At 57.9% G+C, this 17354-nt stretch carries 21 protein-coding genes; 4 read left to right on the forward strand and 17 right to left on the reverse strand.

Features of this window, described 5'->3' with window-relative positions; all coding sequences use genetic code 11:
• Positions 1-2: 2 nt before the first annotated feature.
• The 3 genes from ACSQ8V_RS38275 to ACSQ8V_RS38285 form a co-directional block, all read right to left on the reverse strand.
• Positions 3-1646 (reverse strand): hypothetical protein, encoded by a 1644-nt coding sequence (locus tag ACSQ8V_RS38275; protein ID WP_436209336.1) that lies wholly within the window; start codon positions 1644-1646, stop codon positions 3-5.
• A gap of 1 nt (position 1647) precedes the next feature.
• The gene (locus ACSQ8V_RS38280) at positions 1648-2799 is read right to left on the reverse strand and encodes a tyrosine-type recombinase/integrase (RefSeq protein WP_436209337.1); all 1152 of its coding nucleotides are present in this window, start codon (positions 2797-2799) and stop codon (positions 1648-1650) included.
• Between the two features lie 359 nt (positions 2800-3158).
• A complete protein-coding gene (locus ACSQ8V_RS38285; protein ID WP_436209338.1) occupies positions 3159-3638 on the reverse strand; it encodes an SOS response-associated peptidase family protein in 480 nt (159 codons plus the stop codon).
• A gap of 57 nt (positions 3639-3695) precedes the next feature.
• On the opposite strand from ACSQ8V_RS38285, the gene ACSQ8V_RS38290 reads away from it, so the two are divergent.
• Both ACSQ8V_RS38290 and ACSQ8V_RS38295 read left to right on the forward strand, forming a co-directional pair.
• Positions 3696-4085, forward strand: coding sequence for a phage protein NinX family protein (locus tag ACSQ8V_RS38290; RefSeq protein WP_436209339.1), 390 nt, complete (start codon positions 3696-3698; stop codon positions 4083-4085).
• Between the two features lie 66 nt (positions 4086-4151).
• Entirely contained in the window at positions 4152-4430 is a 279-nt protein-coding gene (locus ACSQ8V_RS38295) for a hypothetical protein (protein WP_436209340.1), read from the forward strand.
• Between the two features lie 326 nt (positions 4431-4756).
• On the opposite strand, the gene ACSQ8V_RS38300 is transcribed toward ACSQ8V_RS38295, so the two are convergent.
• The gene (locus ACSQ8V_RS38300) at positions 4757-5470 is read right to left on the reverse strand and encodes a hypothetical protein (RefSeq protein WP_165989554.1); all 714 of its coding nucleotides are present in this window, start codon (positions 5468-5470) and stop codon (positions 4757-4759) included.
• Between the two features lie 347 nt (positions 5471-5817).
• Between ACSQ8V_RS38300 and ACSQ8V_RS38305 the strand changes: the two genes are divergently transcribed.
• Both ACSQ8V_RS38305 and ACSQ8V_RS38310 read left to right on the forward strand, forming a co-directional pair.
• Entirely contained in the window at positions 5818-6003 is a 186-nt protein-coding gene (locus ACSQ8V_RS38305; protein WP_436209341.1) for a hypothetical protein, read from the forward strand.
• Positions 6004-6089: 86 nt separating this feature from the next.
• Positions 6090-6740 carry a hypothetical protein gene (locus ACSQ8V_RS38310; protein WP_436209342.1) on the forward strand — a complete coding sequence of 217 codons (651 nt, stop codon included), beginning with the start codon at positions 6090-6092 and terminating at the stop codon, positions 6738-6740.
• Positions 6741-6846: 106 nt separating this feature from the next.
• Here the strand turns inward: ACSQ8V_RS38310 and ACSQ8V_RS38315 are convergent, their stop codons facing one another.
• From ACSQ8V_RS38315 to ACSQ8V_RS38375, 13 genes are all read right to left on the reverse strand, one after another.
• Entirely contained in the window at positions 6847-7518 is a 672-nt protein-coding gene (locus ACSQ8V_RS38315; RefSeq protein ID WP_436209343.1) for a hypothetical protein, read from the reverse strand.
• Positions 7519-7867: 349 nt separating this feature from the next.
• Complete coding sequence (locus ACSQ8V_RS38320) at positions 7868-8302, reverse strand: hypothetical protein (protein ID WP_436209344.1); 435 nt, start codon at positions 8300-8302, stop codon at positions 7868-7870.
• On the reverse strand, positions 8283-8753 hold the full coding sequence (locus ACSQ8V_RS38325) for a Fis family transcriptional regulator (protein WP_436209345.1): 471 nt from the start codon (positions 8751-8753) through the stop codon (positions 8283-8285). The genes ACSQ8V_RS38320 and ACSQ8V_RS38325 overlap by 20 nt, the downstream gene beginning before the upstream one ends.
• A 217-nt stretch (positions 8754-8970) precedes the next feature.
• A complete protein-coding gene (locus ACSQ8V_RS38330; RefSeq protein ID WP_436209346.1) occupies positions 8971-9798 on the reverse strand; it encodes a hypothetical protein in 828 nt (275 codons plus the stop codon).
• Positions 9799-9800: 2 nt separating this feature from the next.
• Entirely contained in the window at positions 9801-10115 is a 315-nt protein-coding gene (locus ACSQ8V_RS38335; protein ID WP_436209347.1) for a hypothetical protein, read from the reverse strand.
• Positions 10116-10158: 43 nt separating this feature from the next.
• On the reverse strand, positions 10159-10605 hold the full coding sequence (locus ACSQ8V_RS38340) for a hypothetical protein (RefSeq protein ID WP_165989539.1): 447 nt from the start codon (positions 10603-10605) through the stop codon (positions 10159-10161).
• Position 10606: 1 nt separating this feature from the next.
• The gene (locus tag ACSQ8V_RS38345; RefSeq protein WP_165989538.1) at positions 10607-10786 is read right to left on the reverse strand and encodes a hypothetical protein; all 180 of its coding nucleotides are present in this window, start codon (positions 10784-10786) and stop codon (positions 10607-10609) included.
• Positions 10783-11199, reverse strand: coding sequence for a hypothetical protein (locus ACSQ8V_RS38350; protein WP_436209348.1), 417 nt, complete (start codon positions 11197-11199; stop codon positions 10783-10785). The genes ACSQ8V_RS38345 and ACSQ8V_RS38350 overlap by 4 nt, the downstream gene beginning before the upstream one ends.
• Positions 11200-11209: 10 nt before the next feature.
• On the reverse strand, positions 11210-11566 hold the full coding sequence (locus ACSQ8V_RS38355) for a hypothetical protein (protein ID WP_165989534.1): 357 nt from the start codon (positions 11564-11566) through the stop codon (positions 11210-11212).
• 35 nt (positions 11567-11601) lie between these two features.
• A complete protein-coding gene (locus ACSQ8V_RS38360) occupies positions 11602-12777 on the reverse strand; it encodes a PIN domain-containing protein (RefSeq protein WP_436209349.1) in 1176 nt (391 codons plus the stop codon).
• Positions 12778-13559: 782 nt separating this feature from the next.
• Positions 13560-13796, reverse strand: a complete 237-nt coding sequence (locus tag ACSQ8V_RS38365; RefSeq protein ID WP_165989530.1) for a hypothetical protein — start codon at positions 13794-13796, stop codon at positions 13560-13562.
• Positions 13797-14694: 898 nt separating this feature from the next.
• Entirely contained in the window at positions 14695-14871 is a 177-nt protein-coding gene (locus ACSQ8V_RS38370) for a hypothetical protein (RefSeq protein WP_436209350.1), read from the reverse strand.
• A 596-nt stretch (positions 14872-15467) separates the two neighbouring features.
• Complete coding sequence (locus ACSQ8V_RS38375; protein WP_436209351.1) at positions 15468-17306, reverse strand: DUF262 domain-containing protein; 1839 nt, start codon at positions 17304-17306, stop codon at positions 15468-15470.
• Positions 17307-17354: the final 48 nt, after the last annotated feature.

Below are 17354 nucleotides of genomic sequence, written 5' to 3' on the forward strand. Positions count from 1 at the left end.
CTCTACGTGCCATCAACAACCCCCGCCTCATTTGCCGCGCCGCGGCGGCGCCAAAACTTCAGCGGATCGCATCGTGCCCATTCCTTTGCTTCGCGCACCAGTGCGTGATCGAACTTGTCCAGTGTGAAGGAGTCGATCTGGGTCATTACCGACGCGAAGTGTTCGGTCCAGTCACGAGATCGAAGCGACTGTCTCTCGCCGTCCAGGAACCAGTAGAAGCTGAAGAGCCGGTGCAGGTCCTCTCTTGAACCTACGATCGCGTAGCTCCGACAGCCGAAGCAGCTCAAGAAGTCCATGCAGTGCGTGCCGTCCCTGGGTGCCCGGTCGCCGTGCCTGCTGTCCTTGCAGCGGCCGACTGGCGTTCGCTCGAAATCTTCCCCGGGAGCGCGAGTTCCGGCGCTCTTGCACTCAGTATCCGTGTCTGCCGTCCGATACGCGTCAGGCAGTGCCTCGCCCACGATCGTCGCGTTGGCACGCATCTCTGGTGTCACAGCTAGATAGCTCTGGTCCGCGACCTTCGGGTCGTGCCCCATGATCGCGGACACCGTGAAGAGGTCACCGTTGCTCAGCCGCCAAAGTCGGTTCTCCATGGTCTTACGCAGCCGCGACATCGTGAGCTCCAGCGGCTTGCCGTCGTCCCCTACGAGGCTGTGTCGTTGGACGAATCCGTGAATGTTGTATTTCAGCGCGGGCTCGGTGAGTCGGGTCAGTTTGCCGCGATGGGCCATGGCTTGTGCTCGGTATAGCCATACTGCGTCCCTGAGTTCGGGCGGAGCAACCGCTGCCAGTGGTTCATTGCGCTTCAATAGATACTCTAACAATGCCACGCCATCCATGGGAATCGATCTCGGCGCCAGGTCGGTTCGTGTGTAGCGCAATGACTTGATCTGAGTGGCATTTCCGCGTCGCTTGAAGGTCTCGAGAAGGCGCATTCGCGGCATGAACGGATGCGGCTTCAAGCAATCGCGCCGGAGCTCGAGCAACGGCGTCGTGTTCAGCCCCGTTCGAAGTGCCAACGCGAGCGCATAAACTGCCAGCATCTGGCCATCGGACGCTCCGAATGAGCCGGTGTGCGCGGCCACAATGTCGGTGCGTAGTGCGTCGGCAAGCCGGGCTCGTTCGCCCGACGAAAGGGGAGCTTGCCCCTGCTTGACACGGTTGATACCAGGAAACGGATTGCGGGGGAAAACGGCCGTTCCGGCGGGAATCAAGCCGCGGTCCATTAGCCCCAGTAGCACCGACTTGGTCATTGCGTACACGTTCTTCTGCGAGGACTGGCCCAACCTTGGGTGCTCCCGCAGCCAAGTGACGAAAAGTTCGATGTGCCGCAGATCGACATCGAGTGGACCATCCCGGAAGCCCGAACTGGTGAGGAACTCGAAGAAGTATGCAAGACCGCCTTTGGCGTAGGACACCACCGTACTAGCCGCGACGGACTTACCCCGCAAGAAGACCCTCAATTGCTGAGCGCAAGCCCACACCCAGGCATCAATGCCATGGCCCAGCCAGCGGCCCAAATCGATGACTCCTGCGCCGGATGGGTTCTTTGGGACGACAATCACGACGTTCAGTTCTTCGGAGCGGTCCGGCTCCGTCCATACGATTACCGGAGCGGCTGCCTTGAAACTCTTGCGCTTGCCTGCCATGTCATGCCACCTGGCCGGAAAAGAGGGCGTCCAGTTCCTCTTCATGCTGCAAGACGAGTTGCGCGTCGAGCTGATTGACAAGGTGCAGGTACACCGATGTTGTGGTGACGCTGCTATGCCCCATCCGGTCACGAACATACAGCAGAGGTTCTCCGGCAAAACCCATCTTCCTGAGTCGCATCAGGGTGTAGGTACCGAAGGTGTGACGCAGCATATGCGGCCGCACCCGAAATCCAACCCGCCGTTCCAGCGCAGCAAAGATGTCGGTAAATGAGGTGTCGCCGTACTGTTGACCGCTCTCCGTGAGGAAGAGTGACGATTGCCGGTGGCTGGCGTTGAGCACGCGTTCGCGCTTCTGTCGATGGCGCGCCGCATACCACCACAGATCGTCCATCAGGCGGTACGGCACGTCGATATCGCGTGGCTTATTGTACTTGAGCTTCATATCGGTCGGACTCAACGAGATACGAATCATGCGACCCGGTGTAAGGTCACGGCGCCTGGACGGATTGAAGACGTACTTCAGCGGAAAGGTTCGGCACTCGACCTGCCGCAGGCCGCTGCGCACCATGAGTTCGAACATCAGCTTGTGCGTTTCGTTGTTGAGCGCGCGCATGCAGACCGCGACCTGTTCAGCGGTCAGGAATTTTATGGAGGCTCGCTTCTGGGGGAGAAGCGCGCTCGGCGTGACGGCCCGGCCCTCCGAGATATCGACATGTGCCAGAAGCCCGGGCGCACGCGACGTCGAAACGCACAGGTATCGGAAGGGCAGCGCTTCGATGTGCCCGTGTCCGAGTGCCCATTGGTAGAACCGAACAATCAGACGCAATCGAGAATTGACAGTGTTTGAGTCCAGACCAAGTTCGCCCTTCGACCAGTCGCGGTACCAGTCCACCACGCTTGGCATGCTGAGCGCTGGCGGAGCGCGCCAATCAAGTCCATTCGCGGAGATGAAGGCAAAAAAGTCATAGAGGTCACGGCCGTACTTGGTCCATGTGAGAGGGCTTTGTACGCGCCCTGTCGTGGTCAACACGTCCCAGAGAAACGTTTGGGCAGGCTCGACAGCGGTGCCATCGTCATTTATGAGTAGCGGAAAGCCAGCGAACGAGCGCCCCTGCACCACGCAGTGATGGTCGGCGAGGACGAGCCTCACAGACCGCGCTCCTTCAGGACGGTCGCAGCGCGTCTGAACCCGTAGCCTGTGAGGTGCATCGTAAGGTCCACGGCGCCGCCACCGCCACACTGCGCACGACTGCCCCAAAACTTGGGGCCAGTCAACAATAGTTCGAACTCACGCCCTCGGACATTGGCATGCCAACGTCGCGTGGCAGCGTCCTTGGCCGGCACGAAGGAGGCGTCAGGCTTCGCGTGTTCTGCAAGGATGCGAAGCACCGTAGCAGCGTCGAGTTGACGCCACCGCTGCAGAGTCAAGTTATCCACAGGCATTGCCCCTCCCCCGGACCCCTTCCCGCTACTCGCCTCGATGAGGCAATAGGGAAAGGCAAAACCACTTTACACCAAACGGTTCCGCCAGGTAACTGTTTGCACCCCTAAGAACATCGAAAACGACAACGAAGGGCCGTCTGGATCGTTCCAAGCGCGCCACAGGCCGGCGAGAGCGAGTGGCTGGCCAGAGCCCAAGCCGATCCGCCAGCGCACCGGCGATCCGGTCTCGTAGTTCGGCTCGTAAAAACTGCGACACGGGATCAGGCAGAGCTGGAGATTCTTCCATGCTCCGCTGAAGCTGCGCTTCTCCCCGATCGACTCAGCGCGTGCATTCATCGTGTCGAAAAGCTTCACACCCTTGGGAATGTGCTTGCGCGGCACAATGCCGAAGGTGGCAGGATCGGTCAGCCGCTTACCGCCGTCCATGCGCAGGATGGGCGCCGCGTAGTCTTTCCACGTCTCAGGTGGATAATCAAAGGTCGGACGCGGAAATTCGCTGAATGCCTCGAAATCGATTTCTTTAGATGGATCGTAGTTTGCGCACATGGGCCACCTCCTGCCTTAATGATAGCGCTGAGTTAGGCCGTTTTTCGGAGAGACATCATGGACCCGACAGACCTTCCGGACGCAACCCTCGACTGCTGGGTCGAACGAGCGGAACTGCTCCGTTTAAACCCGCGCGCGTCCGCGGCCGATATCGACAGCATTTCCCACTGGCCGCGATACACACTGAATCCTGAATTGGCGGAGCCAATCATCGAGCGCGCACAGATCGTCATCGATGAGATCGATGATCCGGGGCGCGGAATTGTTTTTTTTGCATGCCGGCCGCATGCCGAGCCAGTTTCGATCTTCGTAGACCACCGCGAGTTCCATGGCGATACCTACCTCGACGCGGCCATGATCTGCTACATCGCGTCGGTCTTTGGGCCAGAAGTTGAATATCAACTGCTCTGGGATGACGGAACATCGCGCTATGAGCCGTATGAATAGATTCGCAGCAGGCTTTGTGGCAAGAAGATTGGTTGATTCGCCGCCGCGCGCGGCAGGGAGATAAGCATGACGCACGAAGAATTCGGGGCACACGTCGCCATGTTGCTGCGTGATCAGCCGCGCGGTACAACTGCAGATCTGACTGACTTTGCGGTTGCCTACTGGGACGGCGAGCGAGTGCGCTACGTGTTCCTTCACGAAGACGGCCAAGACGCGCTCGACGAAGAATTCGACCTGACTGATTATCTACTCGATCAGTGGGAAGCAGACTTCGCTGTCTGGTTCGCGGAACCGCGGTATTCGTTGCGCCCAGAGTTGCTTCATTGGCTCAAGGCTGGCGCATAGGCACGCTTCCGATGCGGCCTCCGTGCAACTCGGTTATAGATCGGATCGCTATTACGGGTACCTTCAGGATTTGGTCTTTTTCATACGATAGCAGCAGTGCACTGCTGCATTGTTGGCAGGCAATGGTCGGAAACCTGCGGGATGCCCTGCGCCAACCAGACGGGCCGCATTTCTGTGCCAGTGGTTTGTTTCGGAACGCGAATGAGGCACATAGCGCGTCGGGCACGCGCTTTTCGACGAGACGGAAAAGACCGCCACAAATGAAAACGCCCCTGAAACTCGTGGACTATCAGGGGCATTACGTCACACGTCACTTCGTTATTGCGTCAAACCCGACCCATCTGCACCATTATCTTGCGACTCAGGAATCGCCCGTTCGGCCCAACAGCCAGGCGGCCATCGCGCAGCTTCTTATAGCGGCGCTGGTGCCCCGCGAACATGCTTTGGTCCACCGCGCTCAACTCTTTTTCCGACTCGACCTCGACCGCTATCTCGGTGTGCAGAATCGCGGCAGCTCGCGTGATGGCACGCGCCAGCAGCTCGCTGGTTGACGCTGATACCAGGAGCGGGGAATTGAAAGTCACCGATTTTGCGCGACAGCTTCTCGCGATAGAAAGTACGAGTTTGGCCTGGTCGCGGAACGAGGCGCGATCGCTGATCTCCAGGTGCGTGGCAGGAAGGTGCACGCGCAGCTCGCGCCCATACACGGACGAAATCAGCATCGACGCGCCTCGACGCAGCCGCGTGTACATGCTCCAAATCGCAATTGGCAGAAGGCCAACAAGGACAATTACGAATCCGCTTGTTGGATGCAGATAGAAAGCAACGGCGACAGCCGACGCAGCGCACAGGACGACCACCGGCGCGTTGTAGCGCGCGAGAAGGATGAACATGGCGCGCTGCAGCCGCGTCGAGAAAAACCAGTTTGCGACAGGTCCTGTCAGGTCGTACCCAATCTTCAAAATATGCGCAGCGAGCGATGCCAACGCCAATCCAACTGACCGAAGGCAGTCCTGCGCGTACGACGTCCCTAGTGCCATTTCATTTTCCTCATTTCGTCAACAAAAAACCCGAGTAACGCTCGTCGGTATATCGGCACGCCGACTGGAATTCTTTAGCTCAACAGGCGAGCACGATTGCCTGCCACGCTCGCGGAGCGGATGGCGCCCAGTGCGCCGCCGAGATGGCTCTGGCTAGTTTTGGTGCGCCAGGCGCCGAGACCGATCCCCTCCCGATGTATCTGACGGGTAACGGAACCGGCCTGACATCGTGCCTTGCGTCGGCATTCTCGACGCTCGACACTTCACGCGCTATGCTTGGCCTTTATGCTGGTCGCTGAGATAACAGCAGTCTTACCTTTCTGCTAACGGCATACACTATGACGCGCATGATTCAAATAAGTCCGGGCGTTGCGTTCGCCGCCGTCGTGCTTTCCCCGGAATGGAACGGTATTGCGACCGGCGACTTTAGGCCCGCTCCAGCTCAGGCAAGCAACTCAGCACCCGCAGGTGCCTCGACGATGGTCAGCACGATGGACTCGACCCGCGATATCGAGCAACTCGACTTGCTCTAGTCGCCAATCGGAATTGCGCATCGCGATAGCGTTAGGCCTCAGTCCTATGCGAATCGGTATAAGCCGCGCGCTAATCCCAACAACAGATGACAGATACTGATGCCGACGCCTATGAGTTACCAACCCTGCCCCGCTATCGCTCGTGGGCAGAACGCGAAGCGGCACAACGTGCGACACGAGACGCTGAGCGTGATGAGCTCGCCCAACGCATTCAAGCGTCCCGCGCCAGTCAGAACAGATATGAGCGAGAAGGCTCTCAACGCAGGCAACTCGCCGACATCCAGGTATTCCGCGCCCTGATGTTGGACGTCCTCGAACACCCACTCGCCAAAACGAAATCGCCTCGATCAGGCTCATTTGCTTCGTTCAAAAGCGTCTGCTCGCTGATTAAGCAACGTAGCGGCGAGGATCCAAGTTTTCTGTCGCCGGGCTTGAGTCAAAGCCTGCCATTCTTCTACAAAATGGTATCGACACCCGCCGCCTGGATCGCGATCGCGGATCGGCTCGCCGACCATACAAGGGCCGGCCTCACGCGGGAAATGACGGCGCTCGGACCCTTCGCGGGATTGAGAGTCAGTATCCGTTCCATACTGGTGAATACGGGCATCCAGAACGTCGTTCAGCTACGTGGTGCAATCGCCTCCAGCTCGATCGTCCTCGAACACGACATTTCGAGCAATGGATTAACGCGCCGACGCTGGGGCGAATTGCTCAAATGGCTCGACCGGCAACCGTAGTTAAAGCGGCGACCAGGGAGGTCGCCAAGAAACGGACGAAATCGCACGCCACGCGTCTATTAGGGGGCGTTTGACGAGAGGGGCGATAAAGTACCTGAGCGGCGCGTCACAACACCGACCAGAAATAGGCGAGATGGGCGATGGGGCCGCCGGTCTCCGCGGCTATCGGCGGCGGATGCATTTCGCCGATGTGCTTCTCGAAGACGAAACCGACGGGAGAGAAGACGACGCGCTCAATGTAGGCGATTCGTACCCCGCCCGGACGCTTTTTGGCCTGCTCGTAGCGCTGGCGGACCTGATCCATCAGATGTGTGCGTACCTGATCACGATCGCGCAAATCAACGCGCTTCGCGGTGTCCATTGAGAACGTGATGTCCTGTTCTTTCTCCGCGGCCGACTTCATCACGGCGTTGACCGCGGTCTCCAGATTCAATGGATCGAATCCGACTGTCAAGGCGCCTCGCTTCTCATCTAACGCATCTGCGCGAAGCCATCCCGGAAACTGTTTCTCCACCGATGTCCGTGCGATATGGAATGCCTCGTCGTCGCGATAACCGAGCTGGTACAAGCGCTCGCGTAGCTGTTCAAGGTCCAGCGACATCGGGGGCCGTTCAGCCTCCGGCTGATCCAGCGCGCTCTTGAGCGAGGCGTGGGTCCGAAATCCTAGCCCGAAGGCCAGTGCTTCAGACAGGTGGGACGATTTAACTCGGGGAAATCCGTCGACAAGGGCGCGTTTCAGCGCATCAAGTGACGGCGCACTAAGAAGAGGGGCAGTCATACGGCACTCCAAGCTATTCGATCGACGGTTCCCGATTACACATCGATCCGGAATGGAGTCCGCTCGATTACATGGAAGCTTGGTCTGCTTTAACCCGGGAACAGGTTCGGCCCAGACGCCACCGAAGATATTAAACGACCGAGGTGGGCGAAGCAAGCCTGTCTAGGGGGCCCCGCGGATTCGCGGCTATCTTATCGGTCGCCATATGCAGCGCGTCGCACGCCGTCTTCGCGATCTTTCCTAGCAGCTTGCGTTCGACCCCCGACCCGCGTAGACCTCACAAATTCCGCCACCGTTGCGACGGTAAATCTGTCACTCGCTACGATGCGATTTTGGCCCTTCTGCCTGGTCACGGTTCCCAACGCGGTGAACCAACAACTCCATTCTCAATGGCTTGCGCAATGCAAACAACGATAGTTGGCAACTGGTCCCGACACGCCTCAATTTTCTCGAGGACCCTTCGTTTGTCATCCGCATCAAGCCGGATACGGCTCATTCCCAATGCAAGGACAAACTCCGAGAGCGCCTCGCCCATTTGGTCTTTCGCTCCTTCGATAATCTTGAGCAACAAGTCGCACAACTGATTGCTAAAGCTCTCGGTGTGCGTGGCCACGTAGATCAGCTCGTCACCGCTACTTGCCCTCAATATTGCCGCCTGGATAACACCGTCATTGAAGCGAGCAAAATTGTCTGGTGAGAGAACCCTGCGCTCATACTCGCTGCAGCGAAGTCGGTCCGGACCTTCTGAATGACGAAGGTTATCCCTATGAATCAAAGCCGGCAAGGCGCTGCTTTGCTGGACTGCTTCGTATGAGCTTATCTAATCGGCGGCTCGCTTCAACAATTGCTTGCAGACGGGTTTCCCGCAGTTGTCGGTCGTGCTCGTTCACGATAACCGTAAGTGCTTCGACCAGAGGTTGCGGAAAAAGCCACTCACCCGAATCGCGACCATGATCGAGTAGATCTGAAACTTGACGCTCGACGCTATCGAGAAATTTGATTTCAAGCAGGCCGTGTCCCGCTTGCGTTAGAAATCCAGTTAGTAGTGTCACTTGAGCCAGGCAATGGGCCGACGCACGATTCCCGGCCCCATGTCGGATCGTTTCGAGCGCCAGCCGAAACTGAAGACTAATCTGATTGACGGAAGACTGATCCATCGGCAGGAACAAAGCTTTCAGGTGCCTCGACATCGCGGGCATCGGTTTTTCCTTTTTTCGTTTCTTCGACGTTGCCATCCGTAAGTCCAATTTTCTTTGTCGAGAAGCAGGCCGTCGACGCGTTCCTGCAGTTACTCCACGGAGAGCGCCAGTGCATTCAAAAATAAAAACAAGCTTTCCAAGATTACATCAATGGATCCGTTGCTACATGTAGCACGGACACAGTGAGGTTGTTGTACGGCTAGCGTACGTCTCCTGAAGGCCCCTGGACTTGAAGGCTTCGACCGTCCTTCGATTACTTGCCGCCCTTCGCAACCAGTGCTCGGCGATACTGGTCATTGTCGAGAAGCAGGTGGTCTACGCGCTCCTGCAGCTGTTTTACGTGCCGACGCAAGGCGTCCGCCTCGGCGGTCGCCTGCAGGTGAACGGAGTCGTTTTGGAGTTTTAGGAACTGCTCAGTCCCGCGTAGTTGCTCCGCGACTTTCGCCAACGCTCTCGCGCCGCTCGACGACTCAGCGATCGTGGCATGCAACTCTACAAGCAGATGCGCGATGCGCGTCTCGGCGATCGATGCGTGCGCTTCTGCCTGACCTAGTTCGCGCCTGAGCCGTCCGTTGTCTTCCTCGAGGCGGCGCACGCGTGCGTGTGCGTCCTCCAAAGCCGTCTGGGTCAATCTCGCGTGAATCGCCTCGTCGCCTGCCGGCATCGTGCTGGGTCCGTCGCTAGGCGACGGCCTGGTCGCCAACAGTTGGGCGAGCAGCTCGTGCACGGGTCCAAGTGCGTCCCGGACAACCGGCTCCACCGCGCGACGCAGCGTGTGCACGTCGAAACTCGGTGCCTCAGAATTGTCGCCGGCGGGCAACGTACCCGGCGTCAGTGCCTGCGCGCGATCGATCGCCTTCTGAATCGTAGTCGTTCCTGGACGACGTGTGACAACAGTGACGCCCAATAAACGGACGTAGGTCGACACGCCATACAGCCTTCCGGTGACGAGGCGGATCTCGTCAATCACCGCGTCCAGAAAGCGCGCGTTGTCCTGCGGAAACTGCCGGTCATAACGCTCGATCCCGCTCATGATCAAGCGCAGTTGCGTATCGTCCCATTGAATGCGCGGGCGGCCCACCGTTACTCCTGCCGCTCGATGCCGGCTGCATCGAAGGTCGATGTTGCATTGCCGAGATTCAGCGCCTCGTCGGTCTGGAGTTTGGCCAACATGGCTTGCGGTATCTCGATGCCGAACGACCGCGCCTTCTTCGCGAAATACTTGAGCTGCCCTGCCAGGCCTGCACTCTCGTCGGATAGGTTGCTGTACAGCGGCTCATCGTCGTCGCTGTCGTCAAAATCGATCACCATGAAGTGGTACTGCAATCGAGCGTCCCAGCCCATCTGGACTGTCACAGGGCGATCGGCAATGGTGGTTTTCAGAGAACGTTGGGTCATGGGAATAACTGATTTTCGGTTCCGGATAGGTCATCTGCCGTGTTCACTCGGTGCCCTCGCCCTTCGGCATTTCGCCCGTGCGAAGCAGATTCGCGAAGCGCCGGTCGATGTCGTTCGGCCTCCAACGCATACGCAGTCGTGCCAGTGGTCGTGGCCAACGGTTAAAGACCAGACGATCGAGAAAATACGTGGCCAGCTCTGCGTGCTCCGTGCAGTAGTTCCACGCTCGCACTGCCCGCGTCGCATGAAACTGGATCATCGCTTCCAGATGCGCGTGTTCTTCTCGAAACGCCTGCGTCAGCGGTTCCCCTGACCGGAGCGACTCCGCACGCACCTTCTGCCCCACCCGAAAAACCTTGTCGACCTCCTCGAAGGACCCGAGTGCACGTTCGAACGCGCGATGCGTCATCTGGCACTGGAAAAGATGGCTGTACAGCCGCACATCAATGTCGGATACCTGCCCGATCATTGGCGTGTAGAGGGCGGTCACGTTAGGGCGCTTCTCTATAGGTGTCGGCACAGCGTGGGTTGCCGCTCTTATCCGTCACGGCCCACTTGTCCAGATACCCGGTGAACGCCAGCTGCGCCGCCGTTAGCTGCTGAACTTCGGGAAGCACCATTGCGCCGCCCTGGGCAATCTGATAGAAGGGGTGACACACGATGCTGTTCATCGTCCCCGCCCCGCCCGTCCGATCACGTCGCGGGTGTACTGTGCAGCGAGATCCGCCTGCAACTCTGTCCACTTGCCGAGCAAGGTCGGATCGTGCAGCAGAAAAAGTGGGCGCGTCATCCAGTTCGGCCGCATTTCACCATCCTCCCGGCTCCAGCCCGTTTCGAACACGCGCAGATCCTCGTCCTCACTGATTCCCTCGTTGACCAGGTCTTCGAACGAGTTCAGATTGAACAGAGACGGTTCGTCGTCAGGCTCCCGACCGAGAAGGACAATGGCCTTGTGCAACAGATATTTCGCCTCCGCCCGCGAGCCCGCCAGGATGAAAGCGTGCACGCTTTCACCTTCGATCGTCTCCCACACAATCCGGTAAAGCCGGCTGCGACAGTCCGCGCTGAGTATCGATAGGCTCACGACTTCCCCTTTAAAAAAGACTGCCCTGCCGCGGATCGCGCGCAGGCGGCTTCGACGCCTTCGCCGGCCGCGCCGACACGCGCAGCTGCCTGACGCGCCGCAGATGCGCGACAAGCTGGACCGACATGCCCTCGGCCGTCAGCGTCAGGCTGAAGTGGCCGGTTTCGCCGGGCGCACCCGCGCCCGGATTGTTCGCTATGGCGCGCAGCGACGGGTGCAGTGCTTGGCGCCGAGCACGGGAGATCAGCTGCGCGCGGCTCATGCCGGGCCAGCAGTCAGCGACGAACCGCTTGACCACTGGCGGCAACGACTCGGGAGCGAGTTCCAGCGGCAGGGCCAGCACCATGAGTTCAAGCGTATTGGCCATGTTTTTCGCCGCGTGTGGGCGAGACGACGGAGTCGCTAGCGAATCTGGATGTCATGGTTGCCACGTACGATCAGAACGTCCGGTTTGATATCGCCCAGTTCCAGCAAGTGCGAGGCAGGCAAGATCTCAATGTCCTTGACCGTCATGTGATCGGGAATCTTTCCGTCGAGCGAGACCAGCGCCTCGAGTTCGACCTGCTCGTCGGAGACCACTGTGCCGATGCCAATATCGAGGCGCTGGTCCTGGGCGTCCCGATCGAAGTACCTGAAGGTGCTAGTTACCTTCAGATGAGCGGTATAGGTCACATGGATGACCAATACACCGTCGGTGAAGTCGACCGCCGAAAAGTATCTCGCCGCAATCCTGGTGTCCGGCAGCGCGATGCGCTGCAATGACCACTGGGCCCTGTCCTGCTCAAAATCGTAGGGCGAGGAGGCGTACACCCCGAAGGACAGCTTTTCGGCCAACTGCTCGCGCGTAATCTGCTCAAGCGCCTGCGTCAGCCCAATCGGGTCACCCTCCCCCAGCAGCTCCCCGACACGCCGGCAGGCGTACCGCGCCGTGTGCTGCTGGAATGCGCCTAGCGCCTCCGTTAGATCCTTGACGACCACGATTCGCGCTGACTGCGCACCATAGCGTTGCCAGTCGCCGTCGGCCGAGACAGCCAATACCTTCGTGTTCTGCTGCTCGGCCCAGCGCTCCAGCGTGAGCAGCGCAATTGCGTCGGGGAACTCGTGCTTCTTGTCGCCGCTGGCCGAGAACGGAGGCTTCGCGTCGAAGTAGCGCAGCATCACCTCGTCAAGGCTTACGTGCTCGCCCGAACGCAGCACGTCGGCGCCGGTTTGCCCGATCCAGTCCTGCAGGCGCTGATGCGCGACACTATCGGCCGTCGCAGGGGCCGCAACTGCATCCAGCAATGTGTCGACGACGCTTCCGCCCTCGAGCTGCTCGAGCAGTCCGGCGTTACGTGCGAGCCGAACCGCCCGCTGTAGTGCACCCTGCGCTTCTTTCGCTGCAGCCAGCAGATGCGCCTCGACTTCGCGGGCGATGACATCCGGCAACAGCACCCGGATCGCGCCGTCGTGGAACTGCGCGACCCGCCGGAGAAGACCGGTTTCAAGGCGAAGCTGCTGTGCGTCGAACACCGAGGTGTCGAGGACGATGGCTTCGAAGTCGCCTTGCTGGATGTCATCCTGCATCGCCTGGTCCATGGAAGCGTCGCTATCGGTCGTAGAGGGTGTGGCAAGTGTGCCACGTTGATGGGTATTTTTAAACCGATAAAAATACTCCTTATTTCCTCTACTGAACATTACCCCTAGAATGTTCAGTAGCTATGAATTGCATCGGCAAGAGTTATATATTGCAACTAACGATCGGCAAAACTTCACTCCACGTCCAACACCGCTGCCAGTGCGGAACGCTCACTAAAATTTGCTAATCAAGATCGGTTCGGGCAAGCGCGGAGCCGTTGGCGGATTGCTCCGAACGGTGCGATGGGTCGGCAGCCTTGGGAGCAATGTTGGTGTTGTGGGTAATACTGGACTGGTTACTGCTCGCGGGTGTGGCAAGACGGGGTTGAAGGCGGATAAAAGATCGACAGATAGTTAGTTGCATTAACGATTTTCATCGTTGAACCACCGCTAGGGATTGATGCCTGGCGTTTCGAGGTAACAGCCAACGCCCTCTTTGGTCGAATCCGACAGCTGCGAGCTATCGCGTTTTAATATACGTGGCGTGCAACCCAGGATGCAGATCGCGCAGCGCCTTGCGCCGATCGACCAGGTCATGCTGGCTACTCTGTCGTTTGAAGTCAAGGATCTGCGGCAGAAGACGCGTCGCCCGTTCTGGAGACGTTTGTCGTGACGGTTGTGCTTCACGAATCCGCGACGCCAAGGCTGCCTTTTCGACGTTGTAAACGCCAGGCGCTGACGGAGTGCTCCGCTTGGCGCGAACCACTTGCGATTCGTTGACGTACACGCTCGACCTTATGGAATCAGTCCTCGCCTTCGCCGGTGGCCAACCAATCGTCGGCAGACACGGATGTCCGTCCGCGGTGTCCGTTTTCGATCGTCACGATCAGTTGTGCGGCCGTGCCACGCAGACGGCCCTCTCCGAGGAACCGGGACTCGATGTGCCCGCGTTTCATCGACAAGGCCACGACCACGTCGTCTGCAACGGCGCTAAGGCGGTATTCGTCGTCTTCAATGCATTCGAAAAATCGCCACTGCACACTCGAGATCCCCGGTAGGACGAATTTCAGATGAGGAGTCGAGATCTGATCGCCGTCTCGCAATGATAGGAGTCCCTCTGGAGCGCGCGACCGGTCAGCCGAGTGCAGCGAGAGTATGACGGCACTATTCAGTACCACCATCGTGCGGAGGTGAAGGGCTGCGTAGGCCTCGACTGGTCCCAGTCGCACATATGTGCTTTCGCGATGAGGAAATGACACGTTATAAAGCGCCGATGGACAAGGCGAAAAATAATAAGCTCCCGCACCGATCTTTGAAAGCCATCGCCGCTATCGCCCGATGGCTCGGGTGTGAGCCGAGACGTTCGCCCCCCGGTCGCGTTGATGCTCCTGGTTCCGACGATCTGTATGCGCCGGCGACCGCCGCAAAACGAACCGCTTCCCAAAGCAAGGGCGGTCTACACCGATGAGTTACCCAGTATGCATCGCGCGGTTTTCCTAGATCGGGTGATCGGGCAGCCACATCAACGCACCGTCGCCCTGATTCCCCGCAATGGCAGTTCAACTCCTACCGTCCTCATCGATAGCAACACAACCCGGTTGCCAATGCTCTGGATTGCGCAGTGTGTTGAACCAGCTCTGCACGTCACCTTCGAACAGCACGATCACGCCACCCGGCCGACATAGCCATTTTCTTCGCGCCAACGGCGAGCAACAGCAATGAGTTTCATAAGTCTTTTCCTACTCGTGGTCCCGAAGATCGGCCAACGACTTTTCGAGTGTATCCACTGCGTCCAAATGCAGTTGCACGAGGGCGTCATTTAACGGCTCGCCTGACGGCATTTTGCGCGACTCGGCTGAGTCACGTAGCACGTTAATCGCAGCCCTCAGTGCGAGTGCTGGGGTCAATTTGGACATGGTTTGCTTTTCCGGCGAGTGGTCAGTCGACTTTGACGACTTCGAGCTCGTACTCTGCGATCCAGTCGGAACCCGCACCACCGTCGCTGGTCACGACGCCGTTATCGAGTTGGTTGCGGATCTGTTCCTCAAACTCCTCGAGCGAGGAGCATTCCATTTCTTCGAGTTCCGCATCCGAAACTTCAATCCTGATGATCACGTGGCTCTCCTATGCGCCGGCTCGACCGGCTTTTCCTGTCTCTCAGTACATCGTGATCTGGCCTGTCGAGGGATCAATCACAGCGACGCTGTCGAACGACTGGCCGGATACCTCTTGCTGATAGAAGATGGTGCCCGCCAAATCTTTGAATTTCTGTTCCCAAGGATCTTGTAGATCCGCGTCGGCTGATTGGTCCGACGAACGTGGACATCATATCCGGGCGGAAGCATGCGCCTAAGTCGCATCGTGATGAGTCAATTCTAACAACCCTCGGTACGCGTCAGCTTCTTTCGCTGGTACCGCTTGACCCATTTTCTCGTTTCTGCCGATCTGTTGTCGGGTAAGGCCCCATCGCTCCGCGAGCTGGGTCTGAGACATCACAACCTTTTTGCGCACGGCTTGCACGTCTTGGGGTGCACTCAGGATACGGGCTTTTTCGTACTTCAGCGGTCCGGAAAGCCTTGTCCGATAGGGCCTCTCTCCCACTATGTGTACCGATCACCAACGCTGCCGGAGCTCATGACGACAAGTCGTTGATTTTATTGATTGTGCAGTGCGGCTAACGTACGATTTATTCCGTTTCCTGACGGCACCCCTTATTGGTCGATTGACGTTGTCTTCCAAACCTCGTTTGCTAGTCGAACAAGCATATCTTGGCGATCTTCTATTGCCTTCGCATCCCATGTGTCGAATGCCGCAAGCTTTTCGTTGATTCGGGTGATCGATGTGTTCTGCCCGACCTTACTGAGGCCAGCAAGGCTGCGGGTAAGATAGTTACCAGACTCTTGGTAGATTGCCTTTTTCGCCGCGAAGAAATCGTTGCTAGCCACTATGTTGATAGGTTTTTCAAGCAAGGTAAGGTTGCCAAGCTTCGCTGTGTAGAGGTGATACCCTTGGTCAGGATTTGCTTTGGTCCACGACTCGATCAGTTCCGCTGCCGGCGTTTGAGGCAGGATATGTTCTATCTCCAGGCCAATGTATGGTGCCAAGCTCTGCGGACCTTTCGTCCCCTGGAAGGCCATCTCAACATACTGCGTAACCTTAGCAACGAGGTAGCGGGACCTATATTGCTGCATGGAATGAAGTGTGAAGCGCTTCAGCGCGTCGTTAAGCTCGGCCGCCTTGCTTTGCATGTTGGTCTCGAAACGCTCAGCGACGAACGAATTCAATCCCGCCTTCTGGGAAGCCAGGTCCGTGACGGCACAAATTGCCCGAAGCTCGTCCGCCCATAACGAAAAGCTGCGTTCAAGATCCTTTGTAGGCGTCTTCGTGAAGATGTAGTAGAACAGAAAGCTTTCAAGCTGTTTGACGAAGTGGTCAAACAGTGCCTTGGGGAGACCAGATGCCGCAAGCAGCAGCACATAGTGCAAGCTGAAGGCGCCGCCTGTGAGCCGCTTCAGATTCTCCATGGGCACGCTTGGCTTGCGGTCATTGCCTTGGCCGTTGCTGAACGCAATGTAGTTCTCCACGCTGACGATGACTTTCCGCACGAAGTCAAATGGCTGCGCTGCGTAGCCACACAGGCCAGCATTCTCTTTATCGACAAACCAGTCATAGATTTCGTCCTCGCGCACTACGGCATCATTGCGGGAATTCTTGATAACATAGTTCGCCATGAGGAAGTAGCGAAGGAACCGAAGGGGCTTTTCCTTTGCCTGCTCCAACGGCTTTGTTATCTTCTTCCACTCGTCTTTAAGGCGCGTGAACTCGTCCTGTCTGACCTGGGTAAACAGAAGGTTCTTGAGGAGGTCCATCGGGTTGAGACCGACGCCTCGCTCATTAATCGTCTCGAAAATCTTCAGCGCGCTACTGACATCAGTTGAGATCTGAATGAAGACGACATTGTTTGCCAGGTATCCCCAATACTTTTTGAGTTCCGCGGTGTCTGGGTAGTTGTCTTTTAGATAGTTGTAGATAGTGCTATAGGCACCTATCAAGTTCTCTAGCGAGCCGAAGCTTGGGATCGTAGAGGCTTGGATTGCGGCCCTGACTGTTTGCGGGTCCGCGTCCATTTCCACGAGCTTGTGCATCACATCGCCTGCATGCTCATATCTAGGCTCAAGCTTGAGCTTTGTGCGTATGTCACCCTTCGTATCGGTATAGCTCATCGATACGAGATTGGTAAGCAGTTGTTTGTATTGCCCGTCCGGTCTGAACAAATTCTTGAGCGCGCAGAGCAGCAGGAAAAAGGTGGTAAGCCGCTGCTGTCCGTCGATAACCTCGTAGTGGTCTACCTCGTGGCTCGGTGACACCAGTACGGTCCCCACGAAATACGGACGCGACAACCCAGCGTCGATCTGCTCGTTGATGTCGTCGAGCAACTGTGTGACTTCCTTGTCGGTCCAAACATACTCGCGCTGATAGTCGGGAACGATGTAATAGGTGTCTCTGAAAGCGGTGTTTATAGTGTGCTGTTGGTTCTCAATGCGTGCCATGGTTCTTTATTCTGTCAAAGTGTCTGTGTGTTTGCGGGATGCTATAGC

The sequence above is a fragment of the Caballeronia sp. LjRoot31 genome (genome assembly GCF_964253885.1).
GTDB lineage: Bacteria > Pseudomonadota > Gammaproteobacteria > Burkholderiales > Burkholderiaceae > Caballeronia.